The organism is Azospirillum brasilense (assembly GCF_022023855.1).
Taxonomy (GTDB): Bacteria; Pseudomonadota; Alphaproteobacteria; order Azospirillales; family Azospirillaceae; genus Azospirillum; species Azospirillum brasilense_F.
The window spans coordinates 79,341-102,652 of record NZ_CP059450.1 but is presented as its reverse complement, the minus strand read 5'-3'; the positions used below and the strand labels follow the sequence as shown (position 1 = coordinate 102,652).

Below are 23,312 nucleotides of genomic sequence, written 5' to 3'. Positions count from 1 at the left end.
GCCCTTTTGCCAAATGGGGTATTTCAACTCCGAACCGAGCAGGAGTCGCCCCCGTGTCTTCCGCGCCCCAGAACAACGCGCCCCCAGGCGCACCCGCCGCGGTGTCCGCCACGCGCGAGGTGGAGATGAAGCTCCATCTTGATCCGCGCGATCTGTCCCGCGTTGCCGATCTGCCCGCGCTGAAGGAGAAGGCGGAGGGCGCGCCGGCCGTCCGCGACCTGCGCACCGTCTATTACGACACGCCGGACCGGCGCCTGTTCCTGGGGGGCGTGGCCCTGCGGGTGCGCCAGGACGGCGACCGCTTCGTGCAGACGCTGAAGACCATCAACGCCGCCACCCCCGGCGATTCGGCCGCGGTGGCCATCCGCAAGAAATGGGACTGGGCCATCCCCACGGCCGCCCCGGACATGACACCCCTCGACGCCGAGGGTGTCGCCGCCCTGGTGCCGGAGGACGCGCGGGCGGCACTGATTCCGCAGTTCACGACGGAGTTCCGGCGGACCACCCTGCTCATCCGCCCGGACGCCCTGACCTCCATCGAGGTGGCGGTGGACGAGGGCCAGATCACCGCCGGCAACGCCTGCGCCCGCATCAGCGAGGTCGAGCTTGAGCTGAAGTCGGGCCGCATCGGCCGCCTGTTCGACCTCGCGCTGGCGCTCCAGCGCCGCGTGCCGGTTCGCATCGGGACGGAGAGCAAGGCGGAAATCGGCGACCGCCTCGTCACCGGGCGCCTGCCCGCCCCCGTCCTGCCGGAACCGCTGGGCCTGACCCCGGTCACCACGGTGGCCGAGGCCTACCGCCACATCGTGCGGCACGGCCTGCGCCTTCTGCTCGCCAACGAGGCCTGCGCCCTGGCCGGCGGCGATGTGGAGGGGCTGCACCAGATGCGCGTCGCGCTGCGCCGCCTGCGCACCGCCATCCGCCTGTTCCGCCCCCTGGCCGGGGTGCCGGATGCCTGCCACGCCGGGAACGACATCCGCTGGTTCTCCCGCCAGCTCGGCCCGGCGCGCGACTGGGACGTGCTGCTGTCCCATGGGATCGCGCCCTTCGCGGCGACGGGGAAGGCCCCCGCCGATGGAATCGCCGCGCTGACCGCCGCGGTGCGGGAAACCCGGCGGGCGCCCGCGCTGGCGGCGGTGGAGGCGATCCAATCCCCACGTTGCACCGGGCTGATCCTGGCGCTCGGCGCCTGGCTGGAGGACGGGGCGTGGCAGTCCGGCGCCGCTCCGGAGGTCCGCGCCCAGCTCGACCGCCCGATGGCTGAGCTGTCCGGCCCCTGGCTGGCCGCCCAGCACGCCAAGGCGCTGAAGGCTGGGGCGTTGAAGGCGGGGCGCGACCTGGACGGTGCCGACGCCGCGGCGCGCGACCGGCTGCGCCGCCGCCTGCGCAAGCTGCGCCACACGGCGGAGTTCTTCCGCGGCCTCTACGCCGTAACCGCAACGGTGCCCTTCATCGCCGCGCTGGACACCCTGTTGGGCGCTCTGGACGCCGAACACGACGCCGCGGTGGCTAGCGACCTTCTGCGCCGTCTGTCGGCGGACCGGCCCGAGCAGCGGCCCGCCGCCGAAGCGACCGCCCGCTGGCTAACCAAACAAGCCGACAAACGCCGCAAGGCGCTGCCGGGGCTGTGGAAGACCTTCCGCGACGGGCCGGTGTTCTGGTGATGGCAAGTTTCCGGGATTCTGCCTGACGGTTCCGGGAAGACGGTCATTTCCGTCTGCTTGCTGGCGATCGGCAAACGGGAGGGCGCGGAAGGACGGATCGACCCGGAGCTTTGTACGTAGACGGCACCCGTGTCGGATGGCCACCAACTACACGGCCATCGAGACGCCCGCGACCGCGTTGCGCAGCCACAGGTGCCCGGGATCGCCGCCGCGCCGTTCATGCCAAACCTGAACGAAGGGAAATGGCGGTATCGGAAACGGCGGCTCGAAGACGATGACGGCCGGGTCATGCTCATAGAGCGCAAGGGCTTTCCGGGCCACGGTCAGAACGAGGTCTGTCCCTTGGATCAACCGTGGCGCATTTCCCCAATGCGGCAGCGTGACAGCGATGCGGCGCGTGTGGCCGACTCCAACGATTGAAGGAACACAATCCAGCGATCGACATCATCCATCGTGATCTGGTCGCTGTTCCCGTTCCACATCTGACCGGCGACCATCTGGCGGCGTCCCCGGCCGTGATGGAAGAGATCGCGTTTGGTGAGAAGCTTCTGGACGACTTCATCAATGCCGATGTCATCGTCATCGGCGTTGCGCTCTACAACCTGACCATTTCCAGCCAGCTCAAGGCGTGGATCGACCGCATTGTCATAGCGGGGAAGACGTTCCGCTACACGGAAAACGGCTCGGAAGGATTGGCGCATGACAAGCGGGTGATCCTTGCCGTGGCGCGGGGCGGTCGATATCGACAGGGCATGTCCCTGGCGTCGTCCGAACACGCCGAAGCCTACCTTCGGTCGATGTTCGCGTTCGTCGGCGTGACGAGGCTCGATGTGATCGTTGCGGAAGGTCTTGCCATCAGCGAAGCACACAAGGAAAGCGGCAAGCAGGCCGCGTTCGAGGCTATATCGGTCCTCTACCCGTGTTGCGATTTCTAGAGGGCGCTTTGCCAAGTCCTGTCTGACGGTCCAAGGATGGCGATCAGACAGGACCCAGTTGAAGCATCAACCAGCCGCCTACAGCGTCCCCGCGTAGGCACCACCGTCCAGCAGCACGTTCTGCCCGGTCATGAAACCGGCGTGGGCGGAGCAGAGGAAGGCGCAGGCCGCACCGAACTCCGCCGGATCGCCGAACCGGCCCGACGGGTTGCCGGCGCGACGGACGTCCATCTCCTCGTCCAGGCTGCGGTTGTTGGCCTTGGCCCCGCCTTCCATGGTGGCGCGCAGGCGGTCGGTCTCGAAGGGGCCGGGCAGCAGGTTGTTGATCGTGACGTTGTGGCGCACGGTCTGCCGCGACAGGCCGGCGACGAAACCGGTCAGCCCCGCCCGCGCCCCGTTGGACAGGCCGAGGATCGGAATCGGCGCCTTGACCGCCGCCGAGGTGACGTTGACGATCCGCCCGAAGCGGCGGCCGATCATGCCGTCCACCGTCGCCTTGATGAGAAAGATCGGGGCCAGCATGTTGGCCTCGACGGCGCGGACCCAGTCGTCGCGCTCCCAGTCGCGGAAGTCGCCCGGCGGCGGGCCGCCCGCGTTGTTGACCAGGATGTCCGGCTCCGGGCAGGCGGCCAGCGCGGCGGCGCGCCCTTCCTCCGTCGCGATGTCGCCGACGGCGGTGGTCACGGCAGCGCCGGTCTCCTTGCGGATCTCCTCCGCGGCGGCTTCCAGCAGGTCGCGGCCGCGCGCGGTGATGGTGACGTCCACCCCCTCGCGCGCCAGCGCCAGGGCGCAGGCCTTACCCAGTCCCTTGCTGGCTGCGCACACGATGGCGCGGCGTCCGGCGATTCCCAGATCCATCCTCGTCTCCTCCCTTCCCGGCCTCCAGACCGGCCAGCACCTCGCGGGCCAGCGGCACGGTCAGGGGACGGTGCGCGGCCAGCGACGCGCGGTCAAGCGCCGCGACCACCCGCCCCGCCGCCTCCAGGGACCGTTCCATCCGGGTCAACAGGTAGGTGATGAGATCCATGCCCGGCCGCAACTGGCGGTCGGCGAACAGCTTGACCAGCACGGCGGCGAGCAGCGCGTCGTCCGGCGCCTCCACCCCCACCGCGGGGGCCGCCTTGATGCGGGAGCGCAGGTCGGCCAGCTTCATCCGCCAGCGCGACGGCGGGCGGCGCGACAGCAGGAGCAGATGCCCACCCGAGTCGCGGGCGAGGTTGTAGAGGTGGAACAGCGCCTCCTCCCGCGCCGGCGATCCGGCCACGCGGTCCGCGTCCTCCACCACCACGGCGTTGGCGCGGGCCAGCAGGGCGTGCGGGTCGATCTCGTCCAGCGCCTCGCCCATGGCGATGGGGGCGTGGCTGCGCGCCCGCCAGACATGGCCCAGATGCGTCTTGCCGCAACCGTCCGGCCCGTACAGCGTCAGGGCCGGCGCCGGCCAGGACGGCCAGCGGTCGAGCCACGCCACCGCCTCGGCGTTGCTGGGCGCCACGAGGAAATCCTCGCAGCCCATGGCGGCGCGGTGTCCGAGGTCGAGCGGGATCTGGGCCGCCAGTGTCATGAAGAGGGGGTACCACGGTAGTAGGGGCTGTCAAGATAGCGCCCCAACGCGAAGCGTGTCAGCACCCCGATCACCGCCGCCACCGGAACCGCCAGCAGGACCCCGACGAAACCGAACAGCGACCCGCCGGCCAGCAGGGCGAAGATCACCCAGACCGCGTGCAGCCCGACCTTCTCGCCCACCAGCTTCGGCGTCAGGACGTTGCCCTCCACCGCCTGCCCGAACAGGAAGATCGCGATGACGATGGCGATTCGCCACGGATCGTCGAACTGCAGCAGGGCCAGCCCGGTGCTCGACACGAATCCGAACAGCGAACCGACATAGGGGATGAAGGAGAGCAGCCCCGCCATCAGCCCGATCACCAGCCCGAAATCCAGGCCGGCCAGCGACAGCGCCACCGCGTAGAACACTCCCAGGACAAGACAGACCAGCGCCTGCCCGCGGACGAATCCGGCCAGCGTCTCGTCAACCTCGCGCGCCTGCTCCCGGATGGTCGCGGCATGGTGCAGGGGTAGCCAGCCGTTCACCTTGGCGACCAGGATGTCCCAGTCGCGCATCAGGTAGAAGGCCACGATGGGCGTGATGAACATCACCGACAGCACGTCGAACAGCGCCAGACCGCTGGACAGGATATGCTTCAGCACCCGCCCGACCCAGCCGACCACGTCCCCGGCGTAGTTGCCGGCCGCGCCGCGCAGCCGCTCCACATCCTCCGGCGACAGGCGGTGGATCAGCCGGTCCAGCATCGGCAGCAGCCGGTCCCGCGCGGCGTTGGCGTAGTTGGGAAGCACCTCGATCAGGTGGGACACCTGCGACTGCACCAGCGGCAGCAGCAGCAGGACCATCAGCACCAGAACCAGGACGAAGGACAGCAGTACCAGAGTCGTCGCCAGCCAGCGCGGCAGGCGCCAGCGCTCCACCCGGTCGACCACCGGGTCGAGCAGGTAGGCGACCGCCAGCCCGACCACGAAGGGCAGCAGCATGCCGGACAGAAGCCACAGCACCAGAACGAACAGGCCAAGGCCGATCAGCCAGAAGCGGATCTGCTTGCCCGCCGTCACGGCACCCCTCCGTGCCGGCTGAACAAAAGGCCGCCGCGGTAGACGTAGGCCAGCCCCGACAACACCGTGGTCGCGGCGCAGACCCAGATCAGCAGAGGCACCAACTCATGCCCGAACAGGTGGAAGTCGGGCAGCCCCAGCCCCGCCGGGGCCAGCACCGCCGCCGCCAGGGCAAGCTGCACCGCCGTGTTGATCTTGCTGACGTAGAGCGGCTGCATCGCCAGCGACTCCTTCAGCGTGTAGAGCAGCATCACGCCGCCGACGATCATCAGGTCGCGGAACACCACCAGGATGACCAGCCACAGCGGCAGCACGCCGATGTGGCCCAGCGAGACGTAGACGCTGACCAGCAGCGCCTTGTCGGCGATCGGGTCGAGATAGGCGCCGAGCACCGTGCGGGCGCGGAACATGCGGGCAACGGCGCCGTCCACGGCGTCGGATACCCCCGCCCCGACGAACAGCCAGAAGGCGACCCCCAGCTCCCCGGCCAGGATGAAATAGACGGCGACCGGCACCACCAGGATGCGGCCGAAGGTGATGATGTTCGGGATGCTCACCGCGATGCCTTCTGCCGTTGTCCCTTGCGCCGGCGCCCCGTCAAGGGCCAGTCCCGGCCCGTCTGTAACGCCGTCACGCCCTCTGCCGTCACGCCCTCAGCTGTCACTGGCGAGCCGTGCCGGTGGCCGGCAGCGTGCCCAGAATGCGCGGCGGGGTGCCCGGAGCGGCCTGTGGCGCGCCAATCGGGGCCGGCGTCACGCTGGGATAGGCCGACGGCGAGGTGGTGGCCGGAGGAAAGGTGGATGGGGTGGCGGCCGGGACGGACGCCGGCGAAACGGCGGCCGGCTGCGCCAGGGACGACGGCCCGGCGCCCCTCGCCAGCACCTGGAGCTGCCATTCCGGCGTGGGTGCGACCGGCGGGAGCGGCTGGCCCGGAACAGGAACCGGCATCGGTGCTGCGACCGCCCCGGTGCGGGCGAGACCGAGGTCGCGGCGGGCCAGCGCCTGGCGCAGCCGCTCCACGTCGCCGCGGTGGGTCAGCGCGACCAGCGCCTCGTAGCGGCTGATCGACAGCACGTCGGTGCGGGTTACGGCATTGACCATGCCGAGCCGCTTGCGCGTCTCCACCCAGTCGTTGAGGCTGGCCAGCGGCACGCGCACCAGCGTCGACTGCTCCGGCCCGCTCGCCACGGTGTTGTCGCGGCGGTAGGATTCGTCGATGGCGGCCGACACGAAGGTCGTTGCGCGGGTCAGGAAGTCGCCGGCCCGGTCGGCCATGTCGGCCTTCACGTTGACCGTCTGCTGGTCCCGAGCGCCGTCGGGCGTGTAGTGGGTCACCTCGACCGCCAGCGGACGGCCGAGATCCAGCCCGCCCGCCGGCAGGTCGGTCTTGGCGACGATCACGCCGCCGGCGTTGTAGCGCTGGGCGATGCGGGCCAGCGCCTCGGGATCGCCGGCCAGCGCCTCGTTCACGCCGATGGCGGAAATGTCGGCCAACTCGCCGTCCGGAACGACCAACGGCACCAGCGAGGCGCCGGCCGGACGGCCCTCCCAGGCCTCGCGCCAGTCGGTGCGGTCCTCCCACAGGACGGGGCGCCCGTCCACGACGGTGACCGGCAGGATCACGTAGGGCCGGGCCGGCGGCTCGACATACTGCTGGCCGCCGCCGGCCAGCGTCTCGCGCACCGGGTTGGGACGGAAGCGCACGGTGATGCTGCCCACATAGCGGGTGGCCGAAACCTTCTCGTCGTCGATCTCGAAGCCCTGGACCAGCCGGGCGAGTTCGATGTCCGACACCCGCGGCACGCTGGTGGCGGTGGGGACGAGGCGCTTGTACAGCTCCGCCCAGGCCTTCACCTGCGCGTCGCGGATCGCCTGATCGCGGGCGGCATTGGCGTTGGCGGCGCTGACGTCTACCTTCACGCCCGACACGGTGAAGGGGTCCGCCGCCGGAACCGCCGCGGGAGCTACCCCAGGGGCTGCCGGGGCCGCCACCGCGGGTGGAGCAGCGCCGGTCACCTGCGCGTCCACGGGGCCGGCCGGAACGGCCAGGGCCACGGTGATGGCGGCGAAGCCCGCAAACAGCGGCGCATGGCGGCGGTGGAGCATTGCAAAGCCTTCCGATTCGAGTATGTTCGGCCCGTTCCCTTATGACCCGGCCCAAAATGACCCGGTTCAGGTGGCCCAGGTATATAGCTCAGCCCAAGCGAGGATACCATCAGCACCCAGTCTAATAACACGTCCGACGCCTACAAGCAGGCCGGCGTGGACATTGATGCGGGCAACGCGCTCGTTGACGCGATCAAGCCGCTCGCCCGTTCCACCGCGCGCCCGGGCTCCGACGCCGGGCTGGGCGGGTTCGGCGCCCTGTTCGACCTGCGCGCGGCCGGGTATCACGACCCGCTGCTGGTCGCCACCACGGACGGCGTCGGCACGAAGCTGAAGGTCGCCATTTTGGCGAACCGTCACGACACGGTGGGCATCGACCTCGTCGCGATGTGCGTGAACGACCTCGTCGTCCAGGGCGCGGAGCCGCTGCTGTTCCTCGACTACTACGCCACGGGCAAGCTGGACGTCGCCGCGGGCCGCGCCATCGTCGCCGGCATCGCGGAAGGCTGCCGTCAGGCCGGCTGCGCGCTGGTCGGCGGCGAGACGGCGGAGATGCCGGGCATGTACGCCGAGGGCGACTACGACCTCGCCGGCTTCTCGGTCGGTGCGGTCGAGCGCAAGGACGCGCTGACCGGCGCCACCGTGCAGGACGGCGACGTCGTGCTCGGCCTCGCCTCCTCCGGCGTGCATTCCAACGGCTATTCGCTGGTCCGCAAGCTGGTCGAAAAGTCCGGCCTCGGCTACGACTCGCCCTGCCCCTGGGACGCCGGGAAGACGCTGGGCGAGGCCCTGCTGACCCCGACCCGCATCTATGTGAAGAGCACGCTGGCCGCGGTGCGCGCCGGCACGGTGCGGGCGATGGCCCACATCACCGGCGGCGGCCTGATCGAGAACATCCCGCGCGTCCTGCCGGACGGGCTGGGCGTCACGCTCGATGCGTCCACATGGCCGCTACCGCCGGTCTTCAACTGGCTGATGAAGACGGGCGGGCTGACCCCGCTGGACATGGCGCGCACCTTCAACACCGGCCTCGGCATGGTCGTCGTGGTCCCGGCGGACAAGGCGCAGCAGGCGACCGAGATCCTGGCCCAGGGCGGCGAGACGGTCTTCACCGTCGGCACCGTGCATGCGGTCAAGGACGGCGACGCCCGCGTCACCGTCACCGGCATGGACACGGCATGGTCGGCCTGAAGGCAGCCGGATTGAAGGTTGGCGTCCTGATCTCCGGGCGCGGCAGCAATCTGCAGGCGTTGATCGACGCCTGCGCCGCCCCGGATTTTCCGGCGGAGATCGCTCTGGTGCTCTCCAACAAGGCCGACGCCTACGGGTTGGAGCGCGCCACCGCCGCCGGAGTGCCCGTCGCCGTGGTCAGCCACCGCGACTTTCCCGGCGACAAGCGCGCCTTCGAAGAGGCCATGGACGCGCGCCTGCGCGAGGCGGGCGTCGAGCTGGTCTGTCTGGCTGGCTTCATGCGGCTGCTGTCGCCCTGGTTCGTCGAGCGCTGGCATGACCGTATGATCAACATCCACCCGTCGCTGCTGCCTTCCTTCAAGGGGCTGGACACGCACCAGCGGGCGCTGGACGCCGGGGTGCGCTTCCACGGCTGCACCGTCCATTACGTGCGCCCGGAGATGGACGAGGGGCCGATCATCGCCCAGGCCGCGGTGCCGGTCCTGCCCGGCGACGACGCCGACCGGCTGTCCGCCCGCGTGCTGGAGGCCGAGCACCGGCTCTATCCCCAGGCGCTGCGCCTGATCGCCGAGGGCCGCGCCCGTGTCGAGGATGGCCGGGTGACCCTGTCAGGCCCGGCGGCGGACCTGCCGACGCTCATCAACCCGCCGGCCTGAGTCGCCCCAAAGGCGCCCCTCGGCCAAGCGGCACCCTTGCCGCAACCGTCCGCACTCCCCACATTCTCCGCCGGAGCCATAACAGGGGAGGCAGAGGGCGATGGCGGTTACGGAACACGGCCACAATCCGGTCAGCGAGGATGTCGTCCGCCGCCACGAGGCGGGCTGGCACGCCTTCACCCGCTTCATGACGCTGGCGACCGCGGGCGTAATCGCCGTGCTGGTCTTCATGGCGATCTTCCTGGTCTGACGGCCCGTTCAGGCGGCCAACCGGAAAACCGTGGCGGGGCGCTTACGCCCCGTCCGGCAGACGGCCGAGCAACAGATCGCGCATTTCGCCGACCAGCGCGTCCACCTGCTGCTCCCACGCCTCGGTGCCGCCCTGGATGGCGTGCATGACGTGGGTGGCGAGGTGGATCAGCGCGGCGCGCACGCAATCCTCCGCCGGGAAATCCAGCCCCACCGTGTCCTGAAGGAACTGGCCGAGCTGGTCGGCGGCGTTCCAGGGATGAACGACCACCGTGTCGAAGCCGCTGGTCCCCAGGAATACCGCGTTCAGGGCCGTGGCCTGCGCGTTGATCGCGTCGATGGCCGCGTCCTGCTCGACGTTGCCGCGCAGCACCTCCTGGAAGGCCGCCAGGCACTGGTCGACGTAACCGCGCACCAGCAGTTCCACCACGCCCGGATCGCTCAGGTCGTTCCTGCCCTTCACGAGGGGCGGCAGCGGTTCCAGCAGGGCCGCAACGATCGGCTTGACGTCCGGATTTTCCATGGCGGGGGTACTCCTAGCGGTAGAATCCCCGAATACTCGACTTCGCCACGCCTGTCCACGACGCCGTGACCCGGCGCGGGCGACAAGTTGCGGGCGGAAGGCCCGGAATCGAAAAGGGCCGCCCCGGTCGGGACGGCCCTTCGCGCAAGGCTGCGAAGCGGACGGGCCGCGATCAGCCAACCAGCTCGATGCCGGCGAAGAAGAAGGCGATCTCCTGGGCGGCGGTCTCCGGAGCGTCGGAACCATGCACCGAGTTGGCCTCGATCGACTCGGCGAACTCCTTGCGGATGGTGCCCTCGGCGGCGTTGGCCGGGTTGGTGGCGCCCATGATCTCGCGGTTGCGGGCGATGGCGTTCTCGCCTTCCAGGACCTGGAGCACGACCGGGCCGGAGATCATGAAGGAGACGAGGTCGTTGAAGAACGGACGCTCGCGATGCACGCCGTAGAACTGCTCGGCCTGGGCCTTGGACAGCTGGACGCGCTTCTGCGCGACGATGCGCAGGCCGCCGTCCTCGAACTTGGCGTTGATCTTGCCAGTCAGGTTGCGGCGGGTGGCATCGGGCTTGATGATCGAGAGGGTGCGTTCGACGGCCATGGCGGTGGGCTCCTGCTGGAAATGCGTTATGGGCGCCGCTGGTTTGGCCGGGGCGCCGATTGCGCGGGGTTATATAGGCGCTTTTCGGCCACGGCAACCGGTTCGTGAGGCCACTTCGTGAGGCCGACCGCGCGCCGCCGCGCGGCTGCCATGAAGGGTTGCCCCGCGGGTCCCGCTTCAAATCGCGGTTTCCCCGTGGTAAACCGGCGCCGATATGCTGCACATCAACGACCTGACGTTCCGCTACGGCGGACGTGTGCTGTTCGACCGCGCCACCGCGGTCGTGTCGAAGGGCCACCGCGTGGCGCTGGTCGGCCGCAACGGCACCGGAAAATCCACCCTCCTCAAGCTCATCGCCGGCCAGCTCCAGACGGACGCCGGAGCCATCGGCGTGCCCACCGGCACCAAGATCGGCATGGTGGCGCAGGAGGCCCCCAGCGGCGCCACCACGCTGATCGACGCCGTCCTGGCCGCCGACACGGAGCGCACCGCCCTGCTGGCCGAGGCCGAGACGGCCACCGACCCCATGCGCATCGGCGAGATCCACGCCCGGCTGGCCGACATCGAGGCGCATTCGGCGCCGTCGCGCGCCGCCCAGGTGCTTTCCGGGCTGGGGTTCGACGCCGACGCGCAGGCCCGGCCCTGCTCCGACTTCTCGGGCGGCTGGCGGATGCGCGTGGCGCTGGCCGGCGTGCTGTTCGCCCGCCCCGACCTGCTGCTGCTCGACGAGCCGACGAACCACCTCGATCTGGAGGCGACCATCTGGCTTGAGGGGTACCTCAAGAACTACCCCCACACGATCCTGCTGGTCAGCCACGACCGCGACCTCTTGAACTCGGTCCCCACGACGACCATCCATGTGGACCAGGGCAAGCTGGTGACCTACGCCGGCAACTACGACCAGTTCCTCAAGCAGCGCCGCGCCAACATGGAGCGGTTGCAGGCCATGGCGACCAAGCAGGAGGCCAAGCGCAAGCACATGATGGCCTTCGTCGAACGCTTCCGCTACAAGGCGACCAAGGCCCGGCAGGCGCAGAGTCGCCTGAAGGCCCTGGAGAAGCTGGAGACCATCACGCTGATGGAGGACGACGCCGAGGTCGTCTTTAACTTCCCCCAGCCGGACGAGATGGCCCCGCCGCTGATCGCGCTGGACGGGGTGACCATCGGCTACGGCGACCGCGCCATCCTGCGCCGCGTCAACCTGCGCATCGACATGGACGACCGCATCGCCCTGCTCGGCGCCAACGGCAACGGCAAATCCACGCTGGTGAAGCTGCTGGCCGGACGGCTGGAGGCGATGGCCGGCGAGGTGAAGCGCCCGACCAAGCTGCGCGTCGGCTATTTCGCCCAGCACCAGCAGGACGAGCTGGACCTGTCGCTGACCCCGATCCAGCAGACCCAGCGCATCATGCCGCTGGCGCCGGAGGAGAAGGTCCGCGCCCATCTCGGCCGCTTCGGCTTCCAGCAGAGCAAGGCGGAAACCCGCATCTCCGACCTGTCCGGCGGCGAGAAGGCCCGGCTGCTGCTGGCGCTGATGAGCCGCGAGACGCCGCACATCCTGATGCTGGACGAGCCGACCAACCACCTCGATGTGGACAGCCGCGAGGCGCTGATCGAGGCGATCAACGGGTTCGAGGGCGCGGTCATCCTCATCAGCCACGACCCGCACCTGATCGAGCTGACCGCCGACCGGCTGCTGCTGGTCGCCGACGGCACGGTGCAGCCCTACGACGGCGACCTCGACGACTACCGCCGCTTCCTGCTCGACCGAGCGCGGGCCGAGCGCGCCGCCGCCAAGGGCGGCGAGACGACGGACGCCGGGGCCAGCCGCAAGGACCAGCGCCGCGCTGCGGCGGAGGCCCGCGCCACGCTCGCCCCGCTGAAGAAGAAAGCCACCGACGCGGAGTCGCAGGTCAACAAGCTGACCGAGGAGAAGCGCAAGATCGAGGCGAAGCTGGCCGATCCCGCCCTCTACAGCGGTCCCAGCGACAAGCTGCAGAAGCTCCAGATCGACCTCGGCGTGGTGGACAAGAAGCTGTCCGCCGCCGAGGAGGCATGGCTTGAGCATCTCGAAGCCTATGAGTCGGCGGCGGCGGAGGCCGGCGTATGAGCGTGCCGCGCAACGTGGCCTTCACCGGAGGCGCCTCGCTTCCCGCGACCGTCGCCCGCCGTGGGCGGCAGGACCATGGGGAGGAGCGGACCTCCGACGTCCTGGCGGCCTTCCGCGCCAACCTGCCGGACGGGCGGGTGTCACTCGGCGACCTGATCCAGGCGCTGGGCGACCGTTCGCTGGGCACCATCCTGCTGGCCCTGTCGCTGCCCACCATCGCGCCGGTGCCGCTGGGCGTGTCCTGCCTGTTCGACCTGCCGATCCTGCTCTTCTCCGCCCAGATGGCCTTCGGCAAGCGCGGCGCCGCCCTGCCCGGCTGGATTCTGCGCCGCTCGGTCAGCCGCTCCCTCGCCGCCCGCATGATCGACAAGGCGATGCCGCGGCTGACCGCCATCGAGAGGATGCTGAAGCCGCGCCACAGCCGCTTCGCCAGCATCGACGGGGAACGCTGGTTCGGCGTGCTGGTGCTGCTTCTGTCGCTGACCTGCGTGGTGCCGCTGCCGCTGACCGGCTGGCTGCCCGGCTTCGCCCTCGTCCTGCTGTCCCTGGGGCTGATCGAGCGCGACGGGGCCGCGGTCGCGGTCAGCCTCGCCCTCACCGTGGCTGCCCTGGTCTTCTTCGCGCTGGTCGCCAGCAGCCTGTCCTACGCCGGTCAGACCCTGCTGGCGGTCACGTCATATCCCGCGTTCATGGCATAGCTCCAGCCGCTTCGGCCGGTTGCGGGGCAACCCCGGATGCGACATAAGTGCGCTCAGGGATTGTTAGGTTCGGGACCCCCCGAGGCTCCAGCTTGTTTAGCCCCGGGGTAAAACGCTCAACAGCCAACGGCGAAAGGCCGATCATGACACCAACGGAAATCACCGTCGCGGAGAAGCAGAAAAGCGGCAAGACGCCGCCGGCCGCGTGGCTTTTCTTCCAGCGTTGGTTGGCAAATCCCCTTTCCATGGGTTCCGTTACACCATCCTCGGGCGCGCTCTGCCGGCTGATCGGCGAACAGGTGCTGTGCGGGCCGGATCAGGTCGTCGTGGAGTTCGGCGGCGGCACCGGCGCGATCACCAAGGCCCTGCTCCAGCGCGGCATCCCCGGCAACCGCATCTTCACCTTCGAGATCGACGACCACCTGTCGCGCTTCCTGCGCGGCCACTACCCGGACGTCAACGTCGTCCATGACGACTGCCGCAAGGCCGCCGACATCCTCGGTCCGGAGCTGGTCGGCAAGGTCGGCACGGTGGTCATCGGCATCCCCATGCTGAACCTGCCGATGCGCGCCCAGAAGGAGGTTGTCGAGGCCTGCTTCCGCATCCTTCCCGAGGGCGGGCGCTTCGTTCTCTACACCTACGGCCTCGTGTCGCCGCTGAACCAGCGCGCGCTGGGCGTCAAGGGCAAGCGGCTGGGCTTCACCCCGCTGAACGTCCCGCCGGCCTCCGTCTGGGGCTATTGGAAAGCCAAGCCCTAATCCCCCCGATCACCCCTTGCCCATCACCCTTTACGGGGCGCCTGCCGCAGCAGGATATCCGTCAGTCCCACCGGCAGAGCCGCCATCAGCCACACGGCGGCGGCCATCGGCCAGGGGAAGGCGATGCGCGCTCGGTTGCGGGCCAGCCCGCTCTTGATAACCTGGGCGGCGCGGTCCGTCTCCATCAGGAAGGGCATGGGAAAGCGGTTCACCGCGGTCATCCGGCTTTTCACGAAGCCCGGACAGATCACCGTCACGCCGATCCCCTGCCCCGCCAGATCGCCGCGCAGCGACTCGCCGTAGACCCGCACCGCCGCCTTGCTGGCGCAATAGGCGGGCGCGCCGGGCATGCCGCGGAAGCCGGCCAGCGAGGCCATCAGGGCGATCTGCCCGCGCCGCCGCGCCTGCATGCCGGGCAGCAGCGGGTGGATGCTGTTCAGCACGCCGTCCACATTCACCTGGAAGATGCGCCGCGCCTGCTCCGCGCTCTCCACGCCGCCCCCGGTGCCGGCGGAGATTCCGGCGTTGGCGATGATCAGATCGACCGGCGCGCGGGCGTCCAGCGCCGTCAACCACGCCGCCATCGCCTCGCGGTCCGCCGCGTCGACGAGCGCGGTATCCACCGCCGCACCGGCGGCGCGGCAGCGCTCCGCCACCGCTTCCAACCTTGCGGAGTCGCGCCCGCTCAGGGCCAGCGCGACGCCGGGGGCGGCGTAAGCGCGGGCCAGCTCCTCCCCGATGCCGCTGGACGCCCCGGTGATGACGATCGAGCGCGGATCGCGCATGCCCCTTTCCCCCTTGTCCCTGACGCTTGTTGCCTTGGCCGCCCGACGCTATAACGTGAGCCTCCCGATCCCACAAATACTCGTCGAGGCCGCTTTGCCCGCCCAACGCTCCGCCGTTTCCAGCATGACCGGTTTCGCACGCGTGGACGGGCATGCCGACGGCTACAGTTGGACCTTCGAGGTGAAGAGCGTCAACGGACGCAACCTCGACATCCGCTGCCGCCAGCCCGCCGGCTTCGACACGCTGGAGGCCGCCGCCCGCGCCGAGGTCCCCAAGCGGCTGTCCCGCGGCAGCGTCAACCTGAACCTGACCGTCACCCGCAGCCAGTCGGTGGCGCAGCTCCGCATCAACCGCGAGCTTCTCGCCCAGGTGCTGGAGCTGGCGCGCGAGATCGAAGGCGCCGGGGCCGCCCCGCCGCGGCTCGATTCGCTGCTCGCCGTCCGCGGCATCATCGAACCGGTCGAGGAGGACGAGGGCGAGGCGCGGGAGCGGGTTGAGGCCGCGCTGAAGGCCGACCTCGGCCGGCTGATCGGGGAGCTGGTGACCGCCCGCCTTTCGGAGGGGGCGCGTCTGGTCACAGTCCTGAACGGCCATCTCGACGAGATCGAGCGGCTGATCAACGCCGCCTCCGCCTGCGCCAGCACCCAGCCCGAGGCTTTGCGCGAACGGCTGCGCGGTCAGGTTGCCGCCCTGCTCGACGCCGCCCCGGCCCTGCCGGAGGAACGGCTCGCCCAGGAGGCGGCCATCCTGATCGCCAAGGCCGACGTGCGCGAGGAGATGGACCGCCTGCGCGCCCACATCCAGGCCGCCCGCGACATGCTGGCGGAGGGGGGCGCCATCGGCCGCCGCTTCGACTTCCTGTGCCAGGAATTCAACCGGGAAGCTAACACCCTGTGCTCCAAGTCCGCCGACGTGGAGCTGACCCGCATCGGCCTGTCGCTGAAAGCCTCCATCGAGCAGCTTCGCGAGCAGGTCCAGAACATCGAGTGACACCCGCCCCATGCCCGAGACCATGAACACGAAGATCGCCCGGCGCGGCCTGATGCTCGTGCTGTCCTCCCCCTCCGGGGCGGGCAAGACCACCATTTCGCGCCGGCTGTTGGACCGCGACCCCGGCATCACCCTGTCGGTGTCCGTCACCACCCGGCCGATGCGCCCCGGCGAGCAGCCGGGCGTCCATTACTATTTCGTCGACATGCCGGAGTTCGACCGCATGGCCGGCCAGGGCGAGTTGCTGGAGCACGCCCGCGTGTTCGGCAACTGCTACGGCACGCCGCGCCACGCCGTGGAAACCGCGCTGAGCGCCGGACGCGACGTGCTGTTCGACATCGACTGGCAGGGCATGCAGCAGTTGGCAGCCAACGCCCGCGCCGATCTGGTCAGCATTTTCGTCCTGCCGCCCTCGGGCACCGAGCTGGAGCGCCGCCTGCACTCCCGCGGCCAGGATTCGGCGGAGGTGATCGCCCAGCGCATGGCCAAGGCGTCGGACGAGATCAGCCACTGGGGCGAATACGATTACGTGATCGTCAACAACGACGTGGACGAGAGCGTCACCGCGGTCCAGGCCATCCTGCGCGCCGAGCGGCTGCGCCGGACGCGGCAGGTCGGGATGCCGGCGTTTGTGGAGAGCGTGCAGGCGGCGCTGTAAGGCGACGTACGGCCCCCACCCTTTCCCACGCTCCGCGTGGGCCCCTTCCCTCCCCCGCTTCGCAAGGAAGGGAGATTTGTCCCCTCCCCTGCGAAGCGGGGGAGGGGTAGGGAGGGGGCTAAACCTCACCCCTTGCGATACGCCCGCGCCAGCGCCGCGAACCCCGCCACATCCACTTCCTCCGCCCGCGCGGTCGGCTCGATGCCGGCGGCGGCCAGCAGCGCCTCCGCGCTCCCCAGGCTCTTCAGGCTCTGGCGCAGCATCTTGCGGCGCTGGCCGAAGGCGGCGGCGGTCACCTGCTCCAGAGCCTTCCATTCCGCCGGCTCCGGGGTTGGCGCGCGGGGTCAGGTGGACGATGGTGGACTCCACCTTGGGCGGCGGGGTGAAGGCCTTGGCCGGCAGGTTGAACAGCACCCGCGCGTCCGACCGCCACTGCGTGATCACCGACAGGCGGCCATAAGCCTTGCTGCCCGGCTTGGCGACCAGACGGTCCGCGACCTCCTTCTGGAACATCAGCGTCAGGCTGACGAACTCCTCGATCCGCCCCAGCCAGCCGATCAGCAGCGGCGTCGCCACGTTGTAGGGCAGGTTCGCCACGATGGCCCGCGGGGCCGGGGCGATTTGAATGGGATCGACCTCCAGCGCGTCGCCCTCGACAATGGACAGCCGCCCGTCCGCCGCCTGGATCACGTCCTGCAACGCCTCGATGAAGCGGTGGTCGCGCTCGATGGCGATGACCTGCTTCGCCTTCGTCGCCAGAAGCGCGCGGGTCAGCCCGCCCGGACCGGGGCCGATCTCCACGACCGTCACGCCGGTCATGTCGCCCGCCGAGCGCGCGATACGGCCCGTCAGGTTGAGGTCGAGCAGGAAGTTCTGCCCCAGCGCCTTGCGGGCATCCAGCCCGAAGCGGGCGATCACCTCGCGCAGCGGCGGCAGGGCCTGCGGGTCAAAAGCGGTGGGCATGGGGGCGGAGTCAGGCGTGGCGTCGGTCATGGCCGCACTTATAGGACGCCGCAGGCCCGCCGTCATCTGCCGCGCGTCATCGTCAGCCCTCGCTCTTGAGCGCGATGTTCTCCGGCGTGGCGTCGAGCCGGCCGGTGCAGGTGATGCGCCGCCCGTCGTCGAAGGCCTGGGACGGCTTCGGCCCGATGGTCACCTGCAGGACCACGCGGTCAGCCATCTGGTCGCCCAGATCCTGGGGCCGGTCGCCGCCCTGGGAATCGTGGCTGAAAACGCTCTCCAGGTACCAGGCCGCCCCGCCCGCCCCCTGCGGCCCGCCGCGCACCAGCGCGCCGGCCAAGCGGGTGTAAAGGTCCTTGCACACCTCTTCGGTTCGGTTGCGCGGCAGATCGACGAAGTTGGCGTAGGCGACGATGCGCCGGTCCTGAAAGCGGTAGAAGACGCCGCTCCGCGACACCTCGGTCCGCAGATCGCGGGACAGCCCATCCACCGTGTCGTGCAGATCGCCGCGCAACCGCGTCATGCCCCAGTCGAGCAAGGTCACCGGCTCCCGCGCCAGCCAGTCCAGGGCATCGCGGGCCTGACTCGGTCCTGAGACGAAGGACAGCAACAGGACGAGCGCGGCGAAACCCCTCATGGCGTCGGGCCTCCGGACCATCGTTGCGGCGCAACCGTGGCAGCGATGCTAAGCCAGGAGCGCGGCCATAGCCAGCCGGATTCCGGGCCGCATGCCACGCCCAAGCCGGGGTACCCCCGTCAGTCCTCCAGCAGGAAGTCGCGCACCGCGGCGATCTGGTCCCCGGTCATCAGCGCCGGGGCGTGGCCGGTGTGGGCGAACTCCATCAGCCGGGCCTTGGGGCCGCGGCGCGTCATCTCCTCCGCCGTCTCCGCCGGAAGAATGTCCGAGGTGGCGCCCCGCAGCACCAGAACCGGGCAGCGGATGCGGTCCCAGACGGCCCACAGGTCGACATCCTCCATCGGCTGCGCCTTGAAGGCCTCGGCGATGGCCGGGTCGTAGGCGAGGCCGTAGCAGCCGTCCGGACGCAGACGGGCGCTGTGCTCCGCCATGTGGCGCCACGCCTCGTCGGAAAGCCGCCCGAACCCCATCAGGACGAAGCGCAGATAGGATTCGACCGCCGCCAGGTCCTCGAACACCGGGTCCTTGCCGACGTAATCGGCGATGCGCTGCAAGCCCGCCTTCGGGATGAAGGGGCCGATGTCGTTGACCACCAGACGGCGGATCGGGCTGTCCGGCTGGGCGGCCAGCAGCATGCCGATCAGCCCGCCCATGGAGGTGCCGACCCAATCCACCGCCTCCACCCCCAGCCGGGCGATCAGCGCCGCCATGTCGGCGCAGTATTGCGGGTAGCCGTAGAGCGTCGGGTTGGCCAGCCGGCCGCTCTTGCCGCGCCCCACCACGTCCGGGCAGGCGACGCGGTAGCGGTCGGCCAGATCGAGCGCCAGCGCGTCGAAATCGCGGCCGTTGCGGGTCAGGCCATGCACGCAGACGGCGGTGCGGGCCGCGTCCTCGCGCCCCCATTGGGTGTAGGCGACGCGGTGGAACCCCGCCGCGCTGAGGCCGAGAAAGCTGCGTTCGGACATCGGCACGGGTGGCCCCTCCCCTGTTGGTTCGTTCTCAGCCCTTGCCGGGCTTCGCCAGTTCCGCCGCCTGCCGGACGACCATGGGCGACGGGTCCGCCACCGCGGCGTCGAAGGGATGCCGCGGCGCATCGTACAAGCGGCGGATGGAGCGCACGTAGTTCCGCGTCTCCTCGTAGGGCGGAACGCCCCGGTAACGGTCCACGGCCCGCTCCCCCGCGTTGTAGCCGGCAAGGGCCAGCGTAACGTCCCCCTGGAAATAGGCCAAGAGCCAGCGCAGGTAGCGCACACCGCCGCGGATGTTCTGGGCGGGGTCGAAGACGTCGGACACGCCAAACCGCTCCGCCGTGTCGGGGATGAGCTGCATCAGACCGGCCGCCTCCTTCGGCGACACCGCGTCGGAGCGGAAGGCGCTCTCCACCCGGATCACCGCCATCACCAGCGCCGGGTCGAGGCCGTACTGGGGCGCGGTCTTGTGGACCAGCGCGATGATCTCCGGCGGCGGGGGCAGCGCCTCGCGCAGCGGGGCGGCGCCGGGGCGGCACCAGGGGCGGACATGGCCCATGCGGCCCGGCACATAGGCGACCAGCCGCCGCGCCTCCTTGTGGCCACGCGACGCCGCGGCGCGCAGCCACGCTGTGCCGACCCGCTGGTCGCGCTTCACCCCGACGCCGAACAGGAAGCGCCGCGCCATGCGGTAGGACGCCTCCGGATCGCCCTTCTCCGCCGCCTCGCAGTCAGCCATGCGCGACTCGCGCGAGGAGACGGAGCCGGACTTGCCCGCGGCGAGGGCGGCGGGGGCCGCCAAGGCGACGAAAAGGGCGAAGGTCAGGGGGAGGAAACGCACGGGTTGGCCTTGGAACGGTCTGCAAAACCGCATTGATATGAGGCTGCCCGCAGGACACGGCAAGCGCAGGGCAGGGTTACCCTCTTTTCGACACAGCGCGCAGACGGCTGCGCAGCGACCGCGCCCAACCGCGGACCACCGTCAGCGCCGGGCGAATCGCCAAGCCCACCCGCCCCACCACCCGCTTGGCGGCCTGCCAGGGCGGCAGGGCGGTCAGCCAGGCCAACCAGCGGACCACCCGGACGTAGCACCAGGCGAAGGCCGGGATGGTCAGCAGCTTGTCCTTGCCGATGTGGAACAGCCGCTCCACCAGAGTGACCTTGACCAGTTCCACGGCCCCCAGCAGCAGCGCGCCCTGGACCGCGTGCCCGGTCCCCATCAGATACAGTCCTACCGGCTTCAGCGGCTCCAGGACCACCAGCGGAATCACGAACAGCGCCAGCGTCGGATAGGGGCCGAGCCGGCGGATGCGCGCCGCCAGCCGTTCGGCGAAGCGCTGCCGCCCGATCCAGGCGGCCAACGGGCGGACCACCTCCAGCACCACCGCGTCGATCAGGAAATAGACCAGCGCCGCGACGGTCAGCAGTGGGCGTAGCACGTAGCGGCGCAACAGCCCCGCCAGCCTCCGCCCCAAGCTCCGATCCAAAGTCCGAGAGGAGGAATCTCCGTTCGAGGTAGTCATTAGGTCTTTCGTCAGGCGTACAGGGGCGTTTCGCCGGCTTGGGTTCGTCGCGGATTTCCACTATCTAACGTTTCTGCCATTGCGCGTCCGTCCCCTCGTCCACTCTCGGTGCGCCCCATCGTGCTCGGCCATTACGATCCTTACCTCGTTGCGCTGTCCGTTGTCGTGGCCTCTTTCGGCGGCTATGTGGCTCTGGACCTCGCCTCCCACGCGCGGGATGCCGGGCGGGGACGGAACGGCTGGCTGGGCGCCGCGGCGCTCGCGCTCGGGGCAGGGATCTGGTCGATGCACTTCATCGGCATGATGGCGATGCGCATGCCTGTGCCGGTGTCCTACGACATCCTGCTGACCGCATTGTCCTTTCTCCTGGCGGTCGGGGTGTCGGGGACCGGCCTCTTCGCCGTGGCGCACGGCGGGGGCGGCCGGGCGACCCTGGCGGCGGCGGGTCTGCTGACCGGTTTCGGGATCGTCTCCATGCATTACGTCGGCATGGCCGGCATGCGGCTGCCGGTGCCGCTGATCTACGACACGCTTCTGGTCGTCGCGTCGGTGGTCATCGCCGTCGCCGCCTCCACCGCCGCGCTTTGGCTCGCCTTCCGCACGGCCAGCCCCCTGCAGCGCCTGTCCGGCGCGCTGGTGCTCGGCGCCGCGGTGGTCAGCATGCATTACGTCGGCATGGCCGCCGCCAGCGCGGACGTAACCGCCATTGGGCATGCCGCCATTACGGACGCCGTCCCGACCGGGGACGACCTCGGTTTCGTGCTGTCCACCCCGTCCCTGGCCGTGGGGACCGGGATAGGGACGCTGCTGATCCTCTCGCTGGGGCTGCTCTCCGTCCTGATCGACCGGCGCCGCTCGGCGGAGCGGGCGGCGGGGCAGGAGGCGCGCTACCGCTCCGTCGTCGACACCGCCGTGGACCCCATCGTCGTGATCGACGAGACCGGCACCATCCAGTCCTTCAACCGGGCGGCCGAGACGACCTTCGGCTACGGCGCGGAGGAGGCCGTCGGCGCGAACGTCCGCATCCTGATGGCGGAGCCGCACCGCTCCGCCCACGACGGCTACATGGCGCATTTCCGCGAGACCGGCGAGCGGCGCATCATCGGCATCGGGCGCGAGGTCGAGGGCCGGCGCAAGGACGGCTCCCTCTTCCCGCTGGAACTGTCGGTGGCCGAATGGCACGACGGTCGGCAGCGCCTGTTCACCGGCATCATGCGCGACATCACCGCCCGCAAGGCGGCGGAGGACGCGCTGCACCGCGCCAAGGCGGAGGCGGAGCGCGCCCGCGAGGAAGCACTGGCCGCCCGCGACAACGCCGAACGGGCGGACATGGCCAAGACCAAGTTTCTCGCCGCGGCCAGCCACGATTTGCGCCAACCCGTGCAGTCCCTGTTCTTCTTCGCGCACGCCCTGTCCGACCGGCTCGACGGCCATCCCGCCTCTCCCCTGCTGGCGAGCATGAGCGAGTCGCTGAACGGCCTCCGTACACTGCTGGACAGCCTGCTGGACGTGTCGCGGCTGGACGCCGGGGTGGTCACCCCCGCGGCAACGGAGTTCGCGCTGGGCCCCCTGTTGCAGCGTCTGGCCGACGAATACCGGGGCCGCGCGGCGGAGGTGGGAATCGCGCTACGCCACGTTCCCACCGACGGCTGGACGCGCAGCGACCCAGCGCTGGTCGAGCGCATCCTGCGCAATCTCGTCGAGAATGCCATCCGCTACACGGAGAGTGGGCGGATTCTGATCGGCTGCCGCCGTTCCGGCAGCGGCCTGCGAATCGAGGTGCTCGACACCGGAATCGGCATCCCCGAGGACAAGCGCGACGAGGTGTTCGTCGAGTTCACCCAGCTCGCCAACCCCGAGCGCGACCGGCGCAAGGGACTGGGGCTGGGGCTCGCCATCGTGCGGCGTCTGGCCGGGCTGCTCGGCCACGAGGTGACCCTGCGCTCCCGGCCGGGACGGGGCAGCGCCTTCGGTCTGACCGTGCCCTCGGTCGCGCCGCGCCAGGTGATGAAGACCTGCCGCCCGGCCGCCCAGTCCGCCGCCAAGCCCGCCGCCAACGGTGGCAAGGGTCTGGTCGTGGTGGTGGAGGACGACGCCATCATCCTGCTCTCCATGCGGACCATGCTGGAGGAATGGGGGTACGAGGTGGTGGCCGCCGTCTCCGCCGACGAGGCGGTGGGCACCCTGACCAGTCTCGGTCAGCGCCCCGACATGATCGTCGCCGACTATCGCCTGCGCGAAGGGCGGACGGGGCTTCAGGCCATCCGCGACATCTACGGCGTCTGTGGGGTGCGGGTGCCCGCTCTGGTGCTGACCGGCGACACCGACCCCGCGCGCATCGCCGAGGTCCAGCAGAGCGGCCACCGCCTCCTGCACAAGCCGGTGGCGCCGGAGGTGCTGCGCAGCGCCCTGACCTCCGCCGCCTAGGCACCGCCGCTCCCGGCCAAGTCCCGAGTGTGGTTGAAAGCGCGCTCCGCCCCGCTTATGGTCTTGGAAAAAGGCGCGTTTGCGCCGAAACCACGACCAAAATCAGGTTCCAGGAGCGCCCCCCATGAAAGCCATGCTGCTCGGCTTCGCCGCCGCCATCGTCATCGCCGTCGGCGCGTCGGTCGCGCTGACCTCCATCGACCACAGCTCGGCCAGCCGCTTCTCCAGCAGCTCGGTCCGCCTCTGACGCTTACCG

25 protein-coding genes and 1 pseudogene are annotated in these 23,312 nt (G+C 70.1%); 13 read left to right on the top strand and 13 right to left on the bottom strand.

Features of this window, described 5'->3' with window-relative positions; genetic code table 11:
- Positions 1-53: 53 nt before the first annotated feature.
- From H1Q64_RS13880 to H1Q64_RS13870, 3 genes are all read left to right on the top strand, one after another.
- Complete coding sequence (locus H1Q64_RS13880) at positions 54-1,664, top strand: CYTH and CHAD domain-containing protein (protein WP_237905798.1); 1,611 nt, start codon at positions 54-56, stop codon at positions 1,662-1,664.
- Between the two features lie 192 nt (positions 1,665-1,856).
- Positions 1,857-2,084, top strand: coding sequence for a hypothetical protein (locus H1Q64_RS13875; protein ID WP_237905797.1), 228 nt, complete (start codon positions 1,857-1,859; stop codon positions 2,082-2,084).
- Positions 2,081-2,599, top strand: a complete 519-nt coding sequence (locus tag H1Q64_RS13870; protein ID WP_237905796.1) for an FMN-dependent NADH-azoreductase — start codon at positions 2,081-2,083, stop codon at positions 2,597-2,599. The genes H1Q64_RS13875 and H1Q64_RS13870 overlap by 4 nt, the downstream gene beginning before the upstream one ends.
- A gap of 78 nt (positions 2,600-2,677) precedes the next feature.
- Here the strand turns inward: H1Q64_RS13870 and H1Q64_RS13865 are convergent, their stop codons facing one another.
- From H1Q64_RS13865 to H1Q64_RS13845, 5 genes are all read right to left on the bottom strand, one after another.
- Positions 2,678-3,457: an SDR family oxidoreductase gene (locus H1Q64_RS13865; RefSeq protein ID WP_237905795.1), complete on the bottom strand. Its 780-nt coding sequence runs from the start codon at positions 3,455-3,457 to the stop codon at positions 2,678-2,680.
- A complete protein-coding gene (locus H1Q64_RS13860) occupies positions 3,396-4,160 on the bottom strand; it encodes an HdaA/DnaA family protein (protein WP_237905794.1) in 765 nt (254 codons plus the stop codon). Before H1Q64_RS13860 ends, H1Q64_RS13865 begins: the two co-directional genes overlap by 62 nt.
- On the bottom strand, positions 4,157-5,221 hold the full coding sequence (locus H1Q64_RS13855) for an AI-2E family transporter (protein ID WP_237905793.1): 1,065 nt from the start codon (positions 5,219-5,221) through the stop codon (positions 4,157-4,159). Before H1Q64_RS13855 ends, H1Q64_RS13860 begins: the two co-directional genes overlap by 4 nt.
- Positions 5,218-5,778, bottom strand: coding sequence for a CDP-alcohol phosphatidyltransferase family protein (locus H1Q64_RS13850; RefSeq protein ID WP_237905792.1), 561 nt, complete (start codon positions 5,776-5,778; stop codon positions 5,218-5,220). The genes H1Q64_RS13855 and H1Q64_RS13850 overlap by 4 nt, the downstream gene beginning before the upstream one ends.
- 103 nt (positions 5,779-5,881) lie before the next feature.
- Positions 5,882-7,327 carry a DUF2066 domain-containing protein gene (locus tag H1Q64_RS13845; RefSeq protein WP_237905791.1) on the bottom strand — a complete coding sequence of 482 codons (1,446 nt, stop codon included), beginning with the start codon at positions 7,325-7,327 and terminating at the stop codon, positions 5,882-5,884.
- A 156-nt stretch (positions 7,328-7,483) separates the two neighbouring features.
- Between H1Q64_RS13845 and purM the strand changes: the two genes are divergently transcribed.
- The 3 genes from purM to H1Q64_RS13830 all read left to right on the top strand — a co-directional run bounded on the left by purM (position 7,484) and on the right by H1Q64_RS13830 (position 9,424).
- Positions 7,484-8,518 (top strand): phosphoribosylformylglycinamidine cyclo-ligase, encoded by a 1,035-nt coding sequence (purM, locus tag H1Q64_RS13840; RefSeq protein WP_407824190.1) that lies wholly within the window; start codon positions 7,484-7,486, stop codon positions 8,516-8,518.
- Positions 8,506-9,174 carry a phosphoribosylglycinamide formyltransferase gene (gene purN / locus H1Q64_RS13835; protein WP_237905790.1) on the top strand — a complete coding sequence of 223 codons (669 nt, stop codon included), beginning with the start codon at positions 8,506-8,508 and terminating at the stop codon, positions 9,172-9,174. The genes purM and purN overlap by 13 nt, the downstream gene beginning before the upstream one ends.
- A 100-nt stretch (positions 9,175-9,274) precedes the next feature.
- On the top strand, positions 9,275-9,424 hold the full coding sequence (locus tag H1Q64_RS13830; protein WP_145672499.1) for an aa3-type cytochrome c oxidase subunit IV: 150 nt from the start codon (positions 9,275-9,277) through the stop codon (positions 9,422-9,424).
- Between the two features lie 42 nt (positions 9,425-9,466).
- Here the strand turns inward: H1Q64_RS13830 and H1Q64_RS13825 are convergent, their stop codons facing one another.
- A complete protein-coding gene (locus H1Q64_RS13825) occupies positions 9,467-9,946 on the bottom strand; it encodes a hypothetical protein (RefSeq protein ID WP_040134408.1) in 480 nt (159 codons plus the stop codon).
- A gap of 172 nt (positions 9,947-10,118) precedes the next feature.
- Entirely contained in the window at positions 10,119-10,541 is a 423-nt protein-coding gene (gene ndk, locus H1Q64_RS13820) for a nucleoside-diphosphate kinase (protein ID WP_014197473.1), read from the bottom strand.
- Between the two features lie 214 nt (positions 10,542-10,755).
- Here ndk and H1Q64_RS13815 point away from each other — a divergent pair, with 214 nt between their 5' ends.
- The 3 genes from H1Q64_RS13815 to H1Q64_RS13805 all read left to right on the top strand — a co-directional run bounded on the left by H1Q64_RS13815 (position 10,756) and on the right by H1Q64_RS13805 (position 14,107).
- Positions 10,756-12,651 carry an ABC-F family ATP-binding cassette domain-containing protein gene (locus tag H1Q64_RS13815; protein ID WP_237905789.1) on the top strand — a complete coding sequence of 632 codons (1,896 nt, stop codon included), beginning with the start codon at positions 10,756-10,758 and terminating at the stop codon, positions 12,649-12,651.
- Positions 12,648-13,349 carry an exopolysaccharide biosynthesis protein gene (locus H1Q64_RS13810; protein ID WP_237905788.1) on the top strand — a complete coding sequence of 234 codons (702 nt, stop codon included), beginning with the start codon at positions 12,648-12,650 and terminating at the stop codon, positions 13,347-13,349. Before H1Q64_RS13815 ends, H1Q64_RS13810 begins: the two co-directional genes overlap by 4 nt.
- A 245-nt stretch (positions 13,350-13,594) precedes the next feature.
- Positions 13,595-14,107, top strand: a complete 513-nt coding sequence (locus tag H1Q64_RS13805) for a class I SAM-dependent methyltransferase (protein ID WP_236778273.1) — start codon at positions 13,595-13,597, stop codon at positions 14,105-14,107.
- A 23-nt stretch (positions 14,108-14,130) separates the two neighbouring features.
- Here the strand turns inward: H1Q64_RS13805 and H1Q64_RS13800 are convergent, their stop codons facing one another.
- On the bottom strand, positions 14,131-14,892 hold the full coding sequence (locus tag H1Q64_RS13800) for an SDR family NAD(P)-dependent oxidoreductase (protein WP_237905787.1): 762 nt from the start codon (positions 14,890-14,892) through the stop codon (positions 14,131-14,133).
- Between the two features lie 124 nt (positions 14,893-15,016).
- Between H1Q64_RS13800 and H1Q64_RS13795 the strand changes: the two genes are divergently transcribed.
- Both H1Q64_RS13795 and gmk read left to right on the top strand, forming a co-directional pair.
- Complete coding sequence (locus tag H1Q64_RS13795) at positions 15,017-15,883, top strand: YicC/YloC family endoribonuclease (protein ID WP_237905786.1); 867 nt, start codon at positions 15,017-15,019, stop codon at positions 15,881-15,883.
- 10 nt (positions 15,884-15,893) lie between these two features.
- On the top strand, positions 15,894-16,541 hold the full coding sequence (gene gmk / locus H1Q64_RS13790; RefSeq protein ID WP_237905785.1) for a guanylate kinase: 648 nt from the start codon (positions 15,894-15,896) through the stop codon (positions 16,539-16,541).
- Between the two features lie 125 nt (positions 16,542-16,666).
- Here the strand turns inward: gmk and rsmA are convergent.
- The 5 genes and pseudogenes from rsmA to H1Q64_RS13765 form a co-directional block, all read right to left on the bottom strand.
- Positions 16,667-17,504 (bottom strand): annotated as a pseudogene (rsmA, locus tag H1Q64_RS13785) (16S rRNA (adenine(1518)-N(6)/adenine(1519)-N(6))-dimethyltransferase RsmA).
- A gap of 82 nt (positions 17,505-17,586) precedes the next feature.
- Positions 17,587-18,138, bottom strand: coding sequence for a hypothetical protein (locus H1Q64_RS13780; protein ID WP_237905784.1), 552 nt, complete (start codon positions 18,136-18,138; stop codon positions 17,587-17,589).
- Positions 18,139-18,257: 119 nt separating this feature from the next.
- Positions 18,258-19,103: an alpha/beta fold hydrolase gene (locus H1Q64_RS13775; protein ID WP_419468854.1), complete on the bottom strand. Its 846-nt coding sequence runs from the start codon at positions 19,101-19,103 to the stop codon at positions 18,258-18,260.
- A gap of 34 nt (positions 19,104-19,137) precedes the next feature.
- The gene (locus tag H1Q64_RS13770) at positions 19,138-19,947 is read right to left on the bottom strand and encodes a lytic transglycosylase domain-containing protein (RefSeq protein WP_237905782.1); all 810 of its coding nucleotides are present in this window, start codon (positions 19,945-19,947) and stop codon (positions 19,138-19,140) included.
- A 76-nt stretch (positions 19,948-20,023) separates the two neighbouring features.
- On the bottom strand, positions 20,024-20,581 hold the full coding sequence (locus H1Q64_RS13765) for a hypothetical protein (RefSeq protein WP_237905781.1): 558 nt from the start codon (positions 20,579-20,581) through the stop codon (positions 20,024-20,026).
- A gap of 156 nt (positions 20,582-20,737) precedes the next feature.
- On the opposite strand from H1Q64_RS13765, the gene H1Q64_RS13760 reads away from it, so the two are divergent.
- Both H1Q64_RS13760 and H1Q64_RS33840 read left to right on the top strand, forming a co-directional pair.
- Positions 20,738-23,056: an MHYT domain-containing protein gene (locus tag H1Q64_RS13760; RefSeq protein ID WP_237905780.1), complete on the top strand. Its 2,319-nt coding sequence runs from the start codon at positions 20,738-20,740 to the stop codon at positions 23,054-23,056.
- Positions 23,057-23,180: 124 nt separating this feature from the next.
- Positions 23,181-23,303: a hypothetical protein gene (locus H1Q64_RS33840; RefSeq protein WP_257722160.1), complete on the top strand. Its 123-nt coding sequence runs from the start codon at positions 23,181-23,183 to the stop codon at positions 23,301-23,303.
- The last annotated feature ends 9 nt before the right edge of the window (positions 23,304-23,312 follow it).

Coding starts and splice junctions, on each gene's coding strand:
- H1Q64_RS13865 (WP_237905795.1), bottom strand. CDS start 3,457: ATGGATCTGGGAATCGCCGGACGCCGCGCCATCGTGTGCGCAGCCAGC.
- H1Q64_RS13860 (WP_237905794.1), bottom strand. CDS start 4,160: ATGACACTGGCGGCCCAGATCCCGCTCGACCTCGGACACCGCGCCGCC.
- H1Q64_RS13845 (WP_237905791.1), bottom strand. CDS start 7,327: ATGCTCCACCGCCGCCATGCGCCGCTGTTTGCGGGCTTCGCCGCCATC.
- purN (WP_237905790.1), top strand. CDS start 8,506: ATGGTCGGCCTGAAGGCAGCCGGATTGAAGGTTGGCGTCCTGATCTCC.
- H1Q64_RS13830 (WP_145672499.1), top strand. CDS start 9,275: ATGGCGGTTACGGAACACGGCCACAATCCGGTCAGCGAGGATGTCGTC.
- H1Q64_RS13825 (WP_040134408.1), bottom strand. CDS start 9,946: ATGGAAAATCCGGACGTCAAGCCGATCGTTGCGGCCCTGCTGGAACCG.
- ndk (WP_014197473.1), bottom strand. CDS start 10,541: ATGGCCGTCGAACGCACCCTCTCGATCATCAAGCCCGATGCCACCCGC.
- H1Q64_RS13815 (WP_237905789.1), top strand. CDS start 10,756: ATGCTGCACATCAACGACCTGACGTTCCGCTACGGCGGACGTGTGCTG.
- H1Q64_RS13810 (WP_237905788.1), top strand. CDS start 12,648: ATGAGCGTGCCGCGCAACGTGGCCTTCACCGGAGGCGCCTCGCTTCCC.
- H1Q64_RS13805 (WP_236778273.1), top strand. CDS start 13,595: ATGGGTTCCGTTACACCATCCTCGGGCGCGCTCTGCCGGCTGATCGGC.
- H1Q64_RS13800 (WP_237905787.1), bottom strand. CDS start 14,892: ATGCGCGATCCGCGCTCGATCGTCATCACCGGGGCGTCCAGCGGCATC.
- H1Q64_RS13795 (WP_237905786.1), top strand. CDS start 15,017: ATGACCGGTTTCGCACGCGTGGACGGGCATGCCGACGGCTACAGTTGG.
- gmk (WP_237905785.1), top strand. CDS start 15,894: ATGCCCGAGACCATGAACACGAAGATCGCCCGGCGCGGCCTGATGCTC.
- H1Q64_RS13780 (WP_237905784.1), bottom strand. CDS start 18,138: ATGAGGGGTTTCGCCGCGCTCGTCCTGTTGCTGTCCTTCGTCTCAGGA.
- H1Q64_RS13775 (WP_419468854.1), bottom strand. CDS start 19,103: ATGTCCGAACGCAGCTTTCTCGGCCTCAGCGCGGCGGGGTTCCACCGC.
- H1Q64_RS33840 (WP_257722160.1), top strand. CDS start 23,181: ATGAAAGCCATGCTGCTCGGCTTCGCCGCCGCCATCGTCATCGCCGTC.